This is a genomic window from Pseudomonas avellanae BPIC 631, from assembly GCF_000444135.1.
In the GTDB taxonomy this organism is placed as follows: domain Bacteria; phylum Pseudomonadota; class Gammaproteobacteria; order Pseudomonadales; family Pseudomonadaceae; genus Aquipseudomonas; species Aquipseudomonas avellanae.
Window position 1 is genome coordinate 1 of the sequence record NZ_ATDK01000346.1, and the last position, 15,013, is coordinate 15,013.

General features: G+C 55.8%; 13 protein-coding genes and 1 pseudogene. 8 read left to right on the forward strand and 6 right to left on the reverse strand.

The features are described 5' to 3' along the window. Window positions 1–87 precede the first annotated feature (87 nt). A pseudogene (locus DW49_RS0121080) lies at window positions 88–516 on the forward strand (hypothetical protein); the annotation flags it as partial. Between the two features lie 712 nt (window positions 517–1,228). Beyond that, a complete protein-coding gene (locus DW49_RS0121085; protein WP_024420361.1) occupies window positions 1,229–2,101 on the forward strand; it encodes a hypothetical protein in 873 nt (290 codons plus the stop codon). A gap of 4 nt (window positions 2,102–2,105) precedes the next feature. Here the strand turns inward: DW49_RS0121085 and DW49_RS0121090 are convergent, their stop codons facing one another. Together DW49_RS0121090 and DW49_RS0121095 are read right to left on the reverse strand one after the other, a co-directional pair. Next, on the reverse strand, window positions 2,106–3,236 hold the full coding sequence (locus DW49_RS0121090; RefSeq protein WP_005616243.1) for a diguanylate cyclase: 1,131 nt from the start codon (window positions 3,234–3,236) through the stop codon (window positions 2,106–2,108). A 296-nt stretch (window positions 3,237–3,532) separates the two neighbouring features. Continuing rightward, entirely contained in the window at window positions 3,533–4,750 is a 1,218-nt protein-coding gene (locus DW49_RS0121095) for an MFS transporter (protein WP_005616245.1), read from the reverse strand. A 110-nt stretch (window positions 4,751–4,860) separates the two neighbouring features. Between DW49_RS0121095 and DW49_RS0121100 the strand changes: the two genes are divergently transcribed. Continuing rightward, window positions 4,861–5,769: a LysR family transcriptional regulator gene (locus DW49_RS0121100; protein WP_005616247.1), complete on the forward strand. Its 909-nt coding sequence runs from the start codon at window positions 4,861–4,863 to the stop codon at window positions 5,767–5,769. Between the two features lie 26 nt (window positions 5,770–5,795). On the opposite strand, the gene DW49_RS0121105 is transcribed toward DW49_RS0121100, so the two are convergent. From DW49_RS0121105 to DW49_RS0121115, 3 genes are all read right to left on the reverse strand, one after another. After that, window positions 5,796–6,395 carry a DcrB/PsbP domain-containing protein gene (locus tag DW49_RS0121105; protein WP_005616249.1) on the reverse strand — a complete coding sequence of 200 codons (600 nt, stop codon included), beginning with the start codon at window positions 6,393–6,395 and terminating at the stop codon, window positions 5,796–5,798. A 134-nt stretch (window positions 6,396–6,529) separates the two neighbouring features. Further along, window positions 6,530–7,342 (reverse strand): MlaA family lipoprotein, encoded by an 813-nt coding sequence (locus tag DW49_RS0121110; protein ID WP_005616251.1) that lies wholly within the window; start codon window positions 7,340–7,342, stop codon window positions 6,530–6,532. Next, the gene (locus tag DW49_RS0121115; protein ID WP_005616253.1) at window positions 7,335–8,633 is read right to left on the reverse strand and encodes a hypothetical protein; all 1,299 of its coding nucleotides are present in this window, start codon (window positions 8,631–8,633) and stop codon (window positions 7,335–7,337) included. The genes DW49_RS0121110 and DW49_RS0121115 overlap by 8 nt, the downstream gene beginning before the upstream one ends. 1,275 nt (window positions 8,634–9,908) lie before the next feature. Between DW49_RS0121115 and DW49_RS0121120 the strand changes: the two genes are divergently transcribed. From DW49_RS0121120 to DW49_RS0121130, 3 genes are all read left to right on the forward strand, one after another. After that, complete coding sequence (locus tag DW49_RS0121120; protein WP_005616255.1) at window positions 9,909–10,763, forward strand: glycine betaine ABC transporter substrate-binding protein; 855 nt, start codon at window positions 9,909–9,911, stop codon at window positions 10,761–10,763. Between the two features lie 247 nt (window positions 10,764–11,010). Further along, complete coding sequence (locus DW49_RS0121125) at window positions 11,011–11,322, forward strand: DUF485 domain-containing protein (RefSeq protein WP_002552552.1); 312 nt, start codon at window positions 11,011–11,013, stop codon at window positions 11,320–11,322. After that, window positions 11,319–12,977, forward strand: coding sequence for a cation acetate symporter (locus tag DW49_RS0121130; RefSeq protein ID WP_005616269.1), 1,659 nt, complete (start codon window positions 11,319–11,321; stop codon window positions 12,975–12,977). Before DW49_RS0121125 ends, DW49_RS0121130 begins: the two co-directional genes overlap by 4 nt. A 130-nt stretch (window positions 12,978–13,107) precedes the next feature. On the opposite strand, the gene DW49_RS01000000128695 is transcribed toward DW49_RS0121130, so the two are convergent. After that, on the reverse strand, window positions 13,108–13,266 hold the full coding sequence (locus DW49_RS01000000128695; RefSeq protein WP_002552554.1) for a DUF3309 family protein: 159 nt from the start codon (window positions 13,264–13,266) through the stop codon (window positions 13,108–13,110). A gap of 322 nt (window positions 13,267–13,588) precedes the next feature. Here DW49_RS01000000128695 and DW49_RS0121140 point away from each other — a divergent pair, with 322 nt between their 5' ends. Next, window positions 13,589–13,966, forward strand: coding sequence for a DUF2784 domain-containing protein (locus DW49_RS0121140; RefSeq protein ID WP_024420502.1), 378 nt, complete (start codon window positions 13,589–13,591; stop codon window positions 13,964–13,966). Window positions 13,967–14,070: 104 nt separating this feature from the next. Beyond that, window positions 14,071–14,886: an SDR family oxidoreductase gene (locus DW49_RS0121145; protein WP_005616274.1), complete on the forward strand. Its 816-nt coding sequence runs from the start codon at window positions 14,071–14,073 to the stop codon at window positions 14,884–14,886. Window positions 14,887–15,013 lie beyond the last annotated feature (127 nt).

Genomic DNA, 15,013 nt, shown 5'->3' on the forward strand with positions numbered 1-15,013 from the left:
CGATCTTTGCGATAATGATGTCCAAGCATCATGAGAGTCCATCCCTAACTCAATAGCCGGGTGTTGCACTCAGCCTCTGAAACCGCCGATAAAAATGCGGAGACGGCTAAGCGTATTATTAATGGGGACGCTTTGAAAAGCACACGGTTGGATCAGGGCTTCGTTCGTTTCATCACGGACAAAGATTTCGGCGCTCTCGGTCACAACCACTTTGAATTCATGGAGAAGGTCGTCAATCAGTTTTCAACGACGGGAGACAAGAGCCAACAACTGGGGCCTGATTTCGCCGTGTATAAAAGTCAGAAAGGTGACTACACAAGAACCCTGTCGAAGGAAAAGTACACCCTTGGCGAAGGCGATATTCGCGAAACCACCCCCCCGCCCCAGAAAACCACAAAGCCAAAAGAAATCACCCTGGAAAGCCTGCGCGATGACATGCGCAAGTCGTTCATGAAAGCGATGGGCGTGGAGAATTTCTCGTCCCTGTTTGATGTATTGTTCAAGGATAAGCGTTAAATCTATTATTCTCAGTACTGGCTATTTCATCATAAGTTCAGTCGTTTTCGTTTTAATCAATGTCTTGTCTTTTTATGCGATTTCTTGTTTTTTTTATTTATTGGGAGGGGCTTTATAGTCCTCAGTCACTAATGTGTTGTAAAAATAATTTTTAAGCGATGGCCATAAAATAAGCTTTTGTGAAGCTTTAGTATTGAAATTAAATAAGATTGTGGGGTAAATATAATGAAAAAAATAGTACCTTTCATGCTTGTGTTCTGGTCGGTGACCGTTAGTGCAGCAGACTTTTCGGTCACCACCACGAAAGTGCCGAACATTATGCTGATGCCTTCACCGGCCTCGGTAAATTTGCACCGATTACGGTTTTCTGACTACCCGTACGGTGCAGCAACGAACTCTCGACTTAGAAAGGTCTCTTGGGACCTAACCTCATTTCCAAAGGCTGACGAGGAGGTTGTCGACGTCTGTTATCAATTGGACGGTGTCAATAATACCAATTGCCTGACTGTTCAGCCTGGAACGTCCGGCGAAACAGAAAGCTTTAATAGCCTGGGGTTTAACTTCGCATCTACTGTCTTTATCAGGCATAAGGCACCCCGCGGTGCTCCGGTCAATCGGCCATTGGGGGCTAATACCGTCACTTTTTATTTGAGCCACTGATGATCAGCCCTTGGCAGATTTCTGTCAGGGGCTTCAATTGTGAGGGATTAATATGAGAGTCATAAGTTCCGGCTTCCCTGTCATCCTGCAACGCCCTGACGAACGTTGTGCTTCATTGAGCGAGCAGAGCGCGCCACCCTTCATGCCAGGAAAGCCAATCGATCGCGGCTCAACAGTGTCTATCAGTGGCGAAGCGCTTCTGCGGCAAAGGTTGTTCAACATTACCGACAGCCATCGCGCTGCGCCGATGCTTGGGAAGAACCTGTGCGGAAGGAATCTTCTGGACATCGCTTTTTTGAATCGGGACGACAGGCGCTTTCTGGGTAACGTTTATGAGTGGGCTCAAGATCAAGGCGCTGACCTGACTTATGTTGATGCGCTGGGATTGAGCCTGGCTCGCTACCGGGAAAATGACGATGGCAGAATATGTGCACGGGCCAATCAAGGGAACGTCCGTGATGGTGAGGGCTATACGATCTATCAGCGTTTTACCGACAGAGACGCCGCAACGGCCGAACGAATCCTGAAGAGCGAAGCCTTGAAGACCACACCGCTTGATCAAAAATTTATTGGTTACATCACCGACAAGGACTACAGCGCTTTGTCTCACCCTGACTTTGAGTTTCTGGAGCAGGTGATCAACCGCTTTTCTGTCAAAGGCGACGATAAACAATGGCCACTGAGCGGCGACTTCTCCAGCTACACCTATATAAAAAACAACTTCATACAGACTCGTTCCGGGGAAAAGCGCAAACCCGACAACGATGACACTCAAGAAACCACCCCTGCGCCCCAAAAAACCACAAAGCCAAAAGAAGTCACCCTGGAAAGCCTGCGCGATGACATGCGCAGGTCGTTCATGAAGGCGATGGGTGTAGAAAACTTTTCGTCCCTGTTCGATGTGCTGTTCAAGAACAAGCGTTGACCGATCAGATGCCGGCGCTTGCGATCTGGCTTTCCGGGGGCGCATCTTCGGCGCTGACCACGCGGTTGCGGCCGGTGCTTTTGGCGAGGTACAGGGCCTTGTCGGCTTCATGCAGCCATGATGAGGCGTCGGGCAGGTCAGGCGAGTAGGCGGCGATGCCTACGCTGAGGCTGGCCTTGAGGTCGCGATGCAGCGAGTAGGTCAGTTCGTCGATCGCCAGACGCATGCGTTCCAGAATCTCCCGTGCCTGGAGCAGACTGGTGCCGGGCAGAATTACGCAGAACTCATCGCCGCCACAGCGTCCGATCAGGTCGGAATCGCGCAGGTTTTCGATCAGCGCTTCACTGATGTTCTGCAGCACCGTATCGCCCATGAGGTGGCCGTAGGTGTCGTTGATGATCTTGAAGTGATCAATATCGATCAGCGCAATCACGCATTCCTGATGCTGATGCTGGTGCTGGTGCTGGTGCTGGTTCTGGTTCTGGTTCTGGTTCTGGCTCTGGCTCTGGCTCTTGGCGAACTCAAGATCAAGCAGGTCCTTCCACGCGCCATGATTGAGCAGGCCGGTCAGGCTGTCGGTGCGGCTGAGCTTGCGCAGGATGTTGCGATGTTCCCAGAGCTTGAGCGTGACTTGATGGTTCATCCAGCCAATGAAGATGGGGTAGATCACCAGAACGGGCAGGCAGGCATAGATCTGCGTCATGTTGCCGTTCAGGTTGACGACGGGGTTGAGCACCGCCAGCGAGATCAGCACACCCAGTGCCTGGGCGCCAAAGCCCTGCAGCATAAGGCGCGGGCCTGCAGCCGCCATGTTGTGCATGGTCATCATGGCGATCACGGTGACGCTTGGAACGGCACTGAACCCCATTGCGCCAATCCAGAATCCGCCCATCAGCGAATCGAACAGTATGTTGCGCCATTCGGCCAGGTAGGGTTGGGGTGACTTCTTTGCAATCTGGTAAGCAATGTGGGGCCATATCAATGAATTGAGCAGCGCCAGTGACCAAAGCCAGTGCGCGGCATTCATGTAATACAGGGACACAGCGACAGTGATGAAACCAACACTGACACCCAGTGCTCTCGGGGCGTAAATTCGCTTTGCGAACGCCAGCCCCCTATGGTGATGTGTGCTCATGGTTTCTCACCAGACATGACTATTCTGAAGCGGTCAGAAAACGCCGTCACTTGACCGAAAGGCTTGAGTTTGAGCGTTCATCAGAGCCATGGGAAGAATATTTTGCTGGGGGATGTCAAATAGCTACATATTGCAGAGGGATGGCTGTTTCAAAGTCAATTAACTGACAGAACGAGCCTGGAACGCTGTTCAAAAATATGACTATACTTACAGGGAAATTCAGGCGGAATAACCGAACAGTGTGTCTGCGTGTTGACAGACATACTGTTCGGAACATTCAGAGGGGTGGGGAAACGTCACGCGCAGACGTTGTGTTTCTCAATCCGACCTTGCTGAACTCTGGTCATCCATGCGACGGCGATAGCCAGCAATGCCACGATGGCGGCGACATACCCCACTGAGTTCAGGCCCAGATGCTCGATGGTGAGGCCGCCGATAATCGACCCCAGCCCGATTCCGGCATTGGCCGCCGACACGTTCAAGGTGCCGGCCAGTGCCTGAGCCTGAGGTGCGGCTTTCATCACCCGGATCTGACAGATCGGGAACAACGCCGTATGGGCAATGCCCCATACCACGAGCACCACCGCCAGCAGTGGCAGCGAACCTGCTGCCGGTACGCTTGCCGTCATGCCCAGCGCCAGCAGCAGCGCGAAGACCATGGTCGAACCCAGCGGGCTGCGATCTACGTAACGACCACCCAGTGCGTTGCCGATCAGGCCGACCGCACCGAAGCCCATCAGCCACCAGCCTGTCTGAGCCGACTCGATACCGGCGATGCGTTCCAGCGTATCGGCCAGGTAGGTGTAAGCACCAAACATCGCCGTGAAGAGCAGGATGGACAACAGCAGGTTAGCCAGAAACAGCGGGTCACGCAGGATTTTCGCTTGCTCGGCGAGGCCGACCCTGGCGGTAGGTTCCAGGCGGGGCATCGACAGCGCCAGTAGCAGGGCCATCAGTGCGGACAGTACGGTCAGCGCCCAGAACGCACCGCGCCAGCCCACCGCGTCGGCAAACAAGGTGCCCAACGGGATGCCAAACAGCATTGCGGCGGAGATGCCTAGGTACACCTGCGCCACGGCTTTGCCGGCGCGCTTGGGCCCGGCCAGCAAGCTTGCGGTTTCGCTGGCGGTGCCCCAGAACACGGGCAATGCGAGCGCCGGGATGAATCGCGCCAGTGCGAGTATCCAGACATTGCTCGACACCGCTGCCAGCGCATTGGATGCCGCGAAGATCAGCAGGATGACGATAAACGTGCGCTTGCGGTCCAGGTGCGAAAGCATGGCGGTCAGCGGCGGGCCGAACAGCATCACCGTGAAGGCGAAGAGTGTGACCAGCAAGCCGGCCGTGGAGATGGAGATTCCCAGATCGCGGGCCAGTGATGGCAACAGCCCGATGATGAGAAATTCAGTGGTGACAATCACGAAGCCGGCCAGCGCCAGAATCGCGATGGACAAACCAGCACCGGTCGAGCTTTCGCTCTTGGTGCCAGAAGCGGCAGTTTCCAGAGACGGCATGATACAAACCTGTTAAAAAATATGTCCGCCAGCTTATTGCAGAAATCGATTCCTATCTTTGGCAAATATTCCGTACATTATGGAATCAGATTCATCAATGGGAATTCAAGGTGCTGTCTACCGATCGTTTGAAAGGCATCGAAACCTTCGTCGCCGTTGCCAACGCAGGCAGTTTTACCGCAGCCGCCGAACGTCTCAGCCTGACCAATTCAGCGGTCAGCAAAAGTGTTTCGCGTCTGGAGAGCCGCCTGGGCATGCGCCTGTTCGAGCGCACCACGCGCAGCCTGGCGCTGACCGAGGAGGGCGCGGCTTATCACGCTGTGTGCACGCGCATGCTGGCCGAACTTGAGGCCGCTGAGACCGCGCTCGCCGCACAGCGCTCCGAGCCTGCCGGGCAGTTGCGCATCGACCTGCCTGCCACGTTTGGCCGTCTGCATGTATTGCCATTGATTCTCGACTTTGCCGGGCAGCATCACAAATTGCGTCCGCGGGTGACGTTCACCGACCGGTTCGTCGATATTATCGAGGAGGGCATCGATCTCGCCGTGCGCATCGGCGGTCCGCTCATCTGGCCAGCAGGCGTGGCGCACCGTTACCTGGGCACTGAACGGGTGATCTTCTGCGCGGCACCGGCTTATCTGCAACGGCATGGCACGCCGACGACGTTCGAGGACCTTGGCCGTCACGCCTGTATTCTGTTTGGCCGAGGCGATGGCAGCACCAGCCCGTGGCTGTTTGTCGATGAACAGGGTCAGCAGGAGGCGCGCGCGGTCGAGGCCCGGCTGGTGATCGGCAATGGTGAGGCCCAGGTCGCCGCCGTGACGTCGGCATGGGGCATTGCCCAACTGGCGACCTGGTTGATCAAGGATCAGTTGCAGCGTGGCGAACTGGTGGAGATTCTTCCACAGCTCGCCACCGAAGGCCTGGCCCTGCACCTTGCCTGGCCGCGCAACCGCGAGTCATTGCCCAAGGTGCAGGCGCTGGTTGAGCGGTTGTCTGGCGTGTTACGGGTGGATTGAATCGGGTTAGCAGGCTGCGTCTCGGATCACTGACCGATGACTGTTTTCACCAATGCCGCGTGCTCTTTGGGATTCTCCACTCTGGACAGCAGATTGAGTGTCACCGCCCGTGTGCCGGAGGCGGCAAAAATAGTAGTGCTCAGCACTTTCATGTCGCTCATCGTGGCTGAGGTATCGACTTGGCGCACGCCAAGCCCGTTTTTCTTGAGGACAGTCCGCTCGTTCAGCTTTTTGAAATCCTTGTAGCTGGTGCGCTGTTGGGCAAGCGTGCCAGTGGCCATGCCACTCAATACGAGGTCGTCGTTATCGCTGGCCTCAATACCCATCGGGATAGGCGTCTCAGCGACAATGATCACGCGCTTTTCGGCCTTGTTGGTGTAAGTCATACCGTATATGCCCTGAGCTTTTGCCTTCGCGTCAACTTCCGGTATTTCGCCCTGCACATAGCCCGCAGGCACGGTGAACGCCAGTTTGCCGCCCAACAGCGAGACTTTTTGCGCCGCAGGCGCGGGTGCCGCTGCAGGCGCAACAGCTTCAGCCTTGGTGGCCGCCTGTACATTGATTGCAACCTGGCTGGCAGCCAGCGCGACACACACCGCTATTGTCTTGAAACCGAAAGACCGCATGGAAATTCCTTTTTATCTGTTAAGGGATCGAAGCATTTATGCCTGACGCATGTGAGTCGCCGGGCAGATAAAAGTGCCCATGAAAAACGGCCAGCCCGATCGCTCGGTTGGCCGTTTTTTTATTGCGTCTGCGCTTATTCGGCGATCTGCAACTTGCGCGACTCGGTATAAACGTAGCGCACCTTCTCGTATTCGAACGGCGAGTTCAGCTGGCCATAACGGAAGCTGGTGACGTAACGACGATCGATTGCACGCAGCAGGGTGATTTCCGGGTGATCGCTGCTGACTTCAGCGACGTTGAGGAAGTTGATCTGCGTTTCTGCGGTGTAGTCGAACAGCATACCGCCGGTGTCACGCAGGTTCGACGGGCCGAACAGCGGCAACACCAGATAAGGGCCGGCAGGCACGCCATAGAAGCCCAGTGTCTGACCGAAGTCTTCGCTCTGGCGTGGCAGGCCCATCATGGTCGCCGGGTCCCAGAGGCCGGCGATACCGATCGTGGTGTTGAGCAACAGACGGCCAGTGGTGTCCAGTGAACGCTCGCCCTTGAACAGCAGCAGGCTGTTCACCAGATTGGAGACGTCGCCCAGATTGCTGAAAAAGTTGCTCACGCCGCTGCGCACGAAGCCGGGCGTGACGTAGCGGTAGCCATCCACGACAGGCAGGAACACCCACTCGTCAAAGCGATAGTTGAAGTGATAGACCCGGCGATTCCACGATTCCAGCGGATCGTAGACTTCCAGTGCGTTGATCGAGGCGCGCTCGAATTCACGCTGGTCCAGCCCGGGGTTGAACTGCAGCGACTTCAACGGCTGAGTGAAGCCGTCCGCATCGGTCTGGCGCGCCACGGTGGCCGGGTGCTGAGCCTTGTTGCCGGTATCCGCGTCAGCGGCCTGGACCGTGCCGGCACACATCAGTGCGGCAAGGAGTAAAAGACGTTTAGCCACGGAAAAACTCCAGCATGGCGTCGGTGTTGACGCGGTAGTTAAGGTTGCCGCAATGCCCGCCGTAAGGATAAACGGTCAGACGATCACCAAATGTCTTGCGCAGAAAGCCCAGATCACCTGCGCCCAGGATCACGTCGTCCGCGTTGTGCATGACGGCGATCTTGGTGTTGCTGTGCAGATAATCCTTGAGTGCATACAGGCTGACCTGATCCACCAGTTGCAGCAGGCTGCCACCGTCAGTGCGTGCACGCCACATCGGAATGACCTGTTCGGTCAGGTAGCAATCGAAGTCGCATTGCAGGGCGCGCTTGAGGAACGGCGTCAGGCTGGTGCCTTCGGAAATCGGGAATTTCGGCGGAATGATCAGACCACGACGGTTGATCAGGTCCGAGGTGAACGCGATGTCGGCCGACGAGAAGCGGAACGATGTGCCGATCAGCATGGCCATCTGTTCGTTGGTCAGGTGCTGTTTGGACTGCTGGAAGTCGAACAGCAGTGCGTCATTGAGGTCGATGTAGCCTTTTTGCCTGAAGTAGCGCGTCAGCTTGGCCAGCACCAGTTCATAGAACGTGGTGGTGTTGTTGATGCCCTTGACGTTGGTCTGAACCAGTTTGTCGAGGTTGCTGATCGAGGTGTAGAGGTTGACCGGCGGGTTGAGCAGCAACACCTTCTTGAAGTTGAAGCTGCGTCGCGTTTCATCCAGCTTGCTGACGAACGCAGCGTTCAATGCCCCGAGGCTATAACCGGTGAGGTAATAGTCGGTGACCGGCAACTGCGCTTGCTGGGCACGGATGGCCTGCATCACACGGTAAAGGTCTTCTGCGTCTTCGGTGGAAACACCGGGGGTCGCAAAGCGCGAGGCCGAGCTCATGAAGTCATAGCTGGTCGGCGAAGACAGCTGCACAACGTGATAGCCCGCGCCGTAATACAGCTTCTTCAGGAATTCGTTGATGGTGCTGTTATAAGGCGCGCCGGTGCCAGCGATCAGAAAGATCAGCGGTGCGGCATGATCCTGTTTGGCCAGGCGGTAGTGCAGTTTTTTTACGGCCCAGAAGTTGTCGGGCAGCGTGAACTCGCGTTCAGGGTGCAGATTAAGCGCGTAGACGTCCTGATCGATGTCTTCATCGTCAGGCAGGTCGGGGCGCAGATCGGGCGGCGTACTGGCAATGGTCGCTTCAAACGGATTAGTCAGCGGGTAGCCATAGGTGGCGGGGTCGACGTTGGTCGCCAGAGCGGACGCACTTAAACACAAGCCACCTATAACGGTAGCGAAGCGCAGAAAACGGAGCATGACTAAATCCCTTGGGAAAGAAGTGCTGATGAGATACGCAGGCTATGACCAAGGTGTAGTGCCAAAGTGCCGCATCCACCGGGTAACCGTGTAAATATGACGGAACAATACACGTTTCGGGGATTTTTCAACGCAGATCTGCGGTTTATTTTTTCGCATGCGGCGCAGATTGGCCACTTTGACCATGCGGGCAGGGCTCAACACCACTACATCCAGCAACATTGCCGGGTTTCTGGGGCAGGTTTTCACAAGGCGCAAAGCACAAAGGAGAGCCGTGGCTCTCCTCCAATGTGTTTTACCTGCTCTTTTTATTGTTATAGGGCGGCCTGTTCTTGTTGTTGGCGACCAGTCCCTTTACAGCGTTCTTGTGCGACCCCCAATCAGGGTCAAGAGCAAACGTATTTTTTTGAGCGCTGACTCGCTTTAATCATCTGTCTGCACAACAGCCTGATCCCACCGGTTCTGGAGCTACCTGACGGTAGTTTTATTGTTCTCTGTCCGGTCGCGAGGCCTTTCACCGAAAGGTCCCTGTAAAGCTGATCCACTCCAAAAAAATCTGTTAGCTGCGCCTCTGTCCGTTTTGTTCTTGTTATGTCAGAGCCGTTACGTCTTGTTTTTATTGGTTTGCTGCGTCGTTTCTTGTTTTTGTTGTGCAAGAGAGATAGCAGAAGCTGTGCCAACTTTTTCAAAACCTTTTAAAACAATGGTTTAGCTGTGCTGCGGAACGAGGTGAGTGGGCTGCGCTGGAAAAACTGTTCCCGTGTTACCCGTTCGGGCCGGTGGATGTGAGTCGGCGGTAACACATCTTGTTTCCTTTTATAAAACGAGCAGGCTCAGACGTTTTTCAGCAGCGCTTGTCGCTGATGACTGCATGTTGTCGTTTCCCGTTGTACGAGTGTCGTAGCCAGAGCATGTCTGCTTGCCCGGCAGGTCGATGATGACGGTGGCAATTTGCTGCGTGTCACTGCGCGTGGCGGCGATCAAAGCGCAGCGTGCCCCGAAACTGGGCGCTCAGCGTTATACATCAGCCCCGGAGAGCCCGGGAGGGCTTCTGCCCGCAGGGCGTGGGAGCGAACTTGTTCGCGAAAGGGCCGGTACAGTCTCTGAAAATGCATCGTCTGAGATACAGCCTTCGCGAACAAGCTCTCCCACGGCCTTCAGCCAGAATCACAAGCAAACGTGTGTATGACGACGAGAGCCAAGCGTGGGTGTGCGCTTGAAAACAACGTTGACGAAGCCCGACAACCGTCGGTGCAGACTTCCGGGGAAGCGATAATGATGATGCGAAAAATACTGGGGGCGGGTGCCGCTCTGGTACTTGCGGTCAGCTCCACGCTAGCGATTGCTGAAACCAAAACCCTGACCATCGGCTATGTAGAAGGTTGGTCCGACAGCGTGGCAACGACCTTCGTGGCCTCTGAGGTGATCAAGCAGAAGCTGGGCTACGACGTCAAACTGCAGTCAGTCGCGGCCGGGATCATGTGGCAGGCAGTGGCGACCGACAAGCTGGACCTGATGCTGTCTGCCTGGCTTCCGGTCACTCACGGTGAGTACTACACCAAGCACAAGGACCAGGTCGTCAATTACGGCCCCAACTTCAAGGACGCGAAGATCGGCCTGATCGTGCCCGAATATGTAAAAGCCAAAAGCATCGAAGACCTGAAAACGGACGCCTCCTTCAACAAGAAGATCACCGGGATCGATGCGGGCTCGGGTGTGATGCTCAAGACCGATCAGGCCATCAAGGATTACGGCCTGGATGGCTACAAACTGCAGGCCAGTTCCGGTGCAGGCATGATTGCCGAGCTGACCCGCGCCGAGAAGGCGCAAAAGGCCATCGTGGTGACGGGCTGGGTGCCGCACTGGATGTTCGCCAAGTGGAAACTGCGTTTCCTCGACGATCCTAAAGGCGTCTATGGCGCTGCTGAAACCGTCGATAACGTCGCCAGCCTGACGCTTGAGAAAAAAGCGCCGGAAGTCGTCGCCTTCCTGAAAAAATTTCAGTGGGCGTCCAAGGATGAAATCGGTGAAGTGATGCTGGCTATTCAGGACGGTGCCAAGCCCGAAGCTGCCGCAAAAGACTGGGTGGCCAAGCACCCGGACCGGGTCGCTGCATGGACCGCTAAATAGCCCAGGAGCGCTCTGCAAAGAGGCTTTCAACACTCTCCCGAGGCCGTCTGGTGTTATCGCCAGACGGCCTTTTACGTTTCGCCATCAGGGTATTTTCTCAAGCGACGGACTGGCGGTGCGTTTGCGCTGTGCAGAGCCATGCATCTGCGGCTAATGTCGTTCTAATACTAAGGTCGTCTGGAGTGCGCGCCGGACCCGACTAAAGTGCGTTACGTGACATCTCATCTGTGCTGCGAGGACAAAAACAATGAACGACAGCATTTACCTCTCGATTCAAAACAGCCCCCGTTTCAAGGAGCTGGTATCCAAAAGAGAGCGTTTCGCCTGGATTCTCTCGGCGATCATGCTTGGCCTGTATGCGGCCTTTATTCTTTTGATTGCTTACGGGCCCCATATTCTGGGTGCCAAGTTGAGCCCGACTTCAACCATTACCTGGGGAATGCCGATAGGCGTAGGGCTGATCCTTTCTGCGTTTGTGTTGACCGCCATCTATGTTCGCCGTGCCAATGGCGAATTTGATGACTTGAACAACGCCATCCTTAAGGAGGCTCAGCAATGATCCGGCGCCTATCAGCAGCACTTGGCCTGGCCGCATTCGCGCCGACCCTCTGGGCGGCAGATGCATTGACTGGCGCAGTACAGAAACAACCCCTGAACGTCGCTGCGATCGTCATGTTCGTGATCTTCGTCGCCTTTACGCTGTGCATCACCTACTGGGCCTCGAAGAAGAACAAGACCGCATCGGACTACTACTCGGCGGGTGGCAAGATCACCGGCTTTCAGAATGGTCTGGCGATTGCCGGTGACTACATGTCGGCAGCCTCTTTTCTGGGTATTTCCGCACTGGTCTACACCTCTGGCTACGACGGCCTGATCTACTCGATCGGCTTCCTGGTGGGTTGGCCGATCATTCTGTTCCTGATCGCCGAGCGCCTGCGTAACCTGGGTAAATACACCTTTGCCGATGTAGCTTCATACCGCCTCAAGCAAAAAGAGATTCGCACACTGTCTGCCTGCGGTTCGCTGGTGGTAGTGGCGTTTTATCTGATTGCGCAAATGGTCGGTGCTGGCAAGCTGATCCAGTTGCTGTTTGGTCTGGACTACACCGTTGCAGTGGTGCTGGTCGGTATTCTGATGTGCCTTTACGTGCTGTTCGGCGGCATGCTGGCGACCACCTGGGTACAGATCATCAAAGCGGTGATGCTGCTGTCCGGTGCCTCGTTCATGGCGCTGATGGTCATGAAACACGTTAACTTCGACTTCAACATGCTGTTCTCCGAGGCGATCAAGGTTCACCCTAAAGGTGAAGCGATCATGAGCCCGGGCGGGCTGGTAAAAGACCCGATCTCGGCGTTCTCGCTGGGTCTGGCGCTGATGTTCGGTACGGCGGGTCTGCCGCACATTCTGATGCGCTTCTTCACCGTGAGTGATGCCAAGGAAGCCCGTAAATCGGTGCTCTACGCCACCGGTTTTATCGGCTACTTCTACATCCTGACCTTCATCATCGGTTTTGGCGCGATCCTGCTGGTCAGCACCAACCCGGCGTTCAAGGATGCAGCGGGTGCCTTGCTGGGCGGTAACAACATGGCGGCGATTCACCTGGCCGATGCAGTCGGTGGCAGTCTGTTCCTGGGCTTCATCTCTGCAGTAGCCTTCGCGACCATCCTGGCGGTGGTTGCCGGTCTGACGCTGGCCGGTGCGTCGGCGGTCTCCCATGACCTGTATGCCAGTGTGATCAAGGCGGGCAAAGCCAACGAGAAAGACGAAATCCGCATCTCGAAAATGACCACTATTGCACTGGCTGTCGTGGCGATCCTGTTGGGTATTGCCTTCGAAAGTCAGAACATCGCGTTCATGGTGGGCCTGGCGTTCTCCGTCGCGGCAAGCTGCAACTTTCCGGTACTGCTGCTTTCCATGTACTGGAAAAACCTGACCACTCGCGGCGCCATGATTGGTGGCTGGATGGGCCTGATCAGCGCTGTGGTGCTGATGGTGCTCGGTCCTACCATCTGGGTGCAGATCCTGCACAACCCTAAAGCCATCTTCCCTTACGAATACCCGGCGCTGTTCTCCATCGCCATCGCATTCGTGGGTATCTGGTTCTTCTCCATCACCGACAAGTCGAAAGCGGCAGAGGGCGAACGCGCCTTGTTCTACCCGCAGTTCGTCCGGTCGCAGACGGGGCTGGGTGCCAGCGGTGCGGTTTCTCACTAAGTAGCACGTGCAATGAACGAAGCAGCCCCCGCGGGCTGCTTTTTCATGGGCAATGGTTTTTTTAGGGCCATAAAAAACCCCGCTTGAGAAAGCGGGGTTTTCGTTACTACTCACTGCTTGAAGCAGCGGGTCATATCTTGCCGAGCAACACCAGAATCAGCAGGATCACCAGGATCGTACCGATGATGCCCGACGGACCGTAGCCCCAACTGCGCGAGTGCGGGAATACCGGAAGACCGCCGACCAGCAGCAGAATCAGAACGATGATAAGAATAGTGCCGATGCCCATGATGAGTTCCCTCTTTGAATTCCAGTTAACGAACGAATGCAGTTAAATCGTTTGCCCCGAAGGGCGCTCTATTTGCCTGCTTGAAACATCCGACTGCGCGTATTCGGGAAAGGTTCGGGTTATTTTCAACATTTTCTTACATCTTCAAAAAATCATTAAAATCATGGGTTTGATGCGTTTTTGTCCGACAATAACCCGGTCTTATGAGCAAGTAACGACGTGAAATAGTCTTAAAAATCATTGAACTTAAGGGCGTGTAAGCTCTCGCTTAGTTGTACGGGGGCCAGACCTCCCGAGTTCTGTCACGGCTGAGGGCATGCCGATGTTTTATCGAATAGCGGCAGATGCGGTAGTGGCATTTCACCTCCTGTTCATTGTGTTCGTTCTGTTTGGCGGGCTGCTGGTATTGAGAAGGCCCTGGCTGGCCATGCTGCACGTCCCGGCCATCATCTGGGGAACGGCAGTCGAGTTTCTGCACCTCTATTGCCCACTGACACCGCTGGAAAATGCCCTGCGCAGTAAAGCGGGTGAGCAGGGTTATGACGGGGGCTTCGTCGAGCATTACCTGATCCCGCTGATTTACCCGGCAGGGCTGACGCCTGGCGTGCAACTCTGGCTGGGCGGCATTGTTGTGCTGGTCAATGTGGCGGTGTACGGCAGGCTGCTGGCGCATTACGTGTCCCGCGCGCGGCGCTCATGAGGCTGCGGGTTTGCTCCAGGCATTCAGCGCCTTGATGGTGGGTTTGTCGGGCCTTGGCTGTGATTACACTCAGGCAACTTCGGCACCTCACAAGGCACTCGGTTATGCAAAACCGCATCATGATTACTGGCGCCGGCTCTGGTCTGGGCCGTGAAATGGCACTGCGCTGGGCGCGCGAAGGATGGCGGCTGGCATTGTCGGATATCAATGATGCCGGTTTGCAGGAAACTCTGGTCCTGGTACGCGAGGCGGGCGGTGACGGTTTTGTTCAGCGCTGCGACGTTCGTGATTACAGCCAGCTCACCGCATTCGCTCAGACGTGCGAAGAGCGCTTCGGCGGCATGGACATCATCGTCAACAATGCAGGCGTGGCGTCGGGTGGTTTCTTCAACGAGCTGTCGCTGGAAGACTGGGACTGGCAGATCGCAATCAACCTGATGGGTGTGGTCAAAGGCTGCAAGGCGTTCTTGCCGATGTTGCAGGCGAGCAAGGGCAAGATCATCAACATCGCCTCAATGGCCGCACTGATGCAGGCCCCGGCCATGAGCAATTACAACGTTGCCAAAGCGGGCGTGGTGGCGCTTTCCGAGAGCCTGCTGGTTGAGCTGCGCGATCAGGATGTTGGCGTGCACGTGGTCTGTCCTTCGTTCTTTCAGACCAACCTGCTTGATTCGTTTCGCGGCCCCACTCCGGCGATGAAAGCGCAGATCGGCAGGCTGCTGGAAAAATCCCCGATCACCGCTACAGACATCGCCGACTACATCTTCAAGCAGGTAGCCGAAGGCGAATTCATGATTCTGCCCCACGAAGAAGGCCGCCTGGCCTGGGACATGAAGCGCCAACGGCCTCAGGCGATGTACGACGAGATGACCGTCATGTGCGCCAAAATGCGCGCAAAGGCCCAGAAAGGGCATGCCTGACTGAGAAGCATCGTTGCGCACGCTCAAACAGTTCGCGACGCTCTGCGTCGTCAAAGAGGACGCGGAGTGTCCAGAACGGCATGCGACGCGGAGCGCCGCACGATAGTGGTCGTTAAGATGATCGTTC

Bases quoted from the DNA above. Each gene is read 5' to 3' on its own strand.
- DW49_RS0121085 (WP_024420361.1), top strand. From the start codon at position 1,229: ATGAGAGTCATAAGTTCCGGCTTCCCTGTCATCCTGCAACGCCCTGAC.
- DW49_RS0121090 (WP_005616243.1), bottom strand. From the start codon at position 3,236: ATGAGCACACATCACCATAGGGGGCTGGCGTTCGCAAAGCGAATTTAC.
- DW49_RS0121095 (WP_005616245.1), bottom strand. From the start codon at position 4,750: ATGCCGTCTCTGGAAACTGCCGCTTCTGGCACCAAGAGCGAAAGCTCG.
- DW49_RS0121105 (WP_005616249.1), bottom strand. From the start codon at position 6,395: ATGCGGTCTTTCGGTTTCAAGACAATAGCGGTGTGTGTCGCGCTGGCT.
- DW49_RS0121115 (WP_005616253.1), bottom strand. From the start codon at position 8,633: ATGCTCCGTTTTCTGCGCTTCGCTACCGTTATAGGTGGCTTGTGTTTA.
- DW49_RS0121120 (WP_005616255.1), top strand. From the start codon at position 9,909: ATGATGATGCGAAAAATACTGGGGGCGGGTGCCGCTCTGGTACTTGCG.
- DW49_RS0121125 (WP_002552552.1), top strand. From the start codon at position 11,011: ATGAACGACAGCATTTACCTCTCGATTCAAAACAGCCCCCGTTTCAAG.
- DW49_RS0121130 (WP_005616269.1), top strand. From the start codon at position 11,319: ATGATCCGGCGCCTATCAGCAGCACTTGGCCTGGCCGCATTCGCGCCG.
- DW49_RS01000000128695 (WP_002552554.1), bottom strand. From the start codon at position 13,266: ATGGGCATCGGCACTATTCTTATCATCGTTCTGATTCTGCTGCTGGTC.
- DW49_RS0121140 (WP_024420502.1), top strand. From the start codon at position 13,589: ATGTTTTATCGAATAGCGGCAGATGCGGTAGTGGCATTTCACCTCCTG.
- DW49_RS0121145 (WP_005616274.1), top strand. From the start codon at position 14,071: ATGCAAAACCGCATCATGATTACTGGCGCCGGCTCTGGTCTGGGCCGT.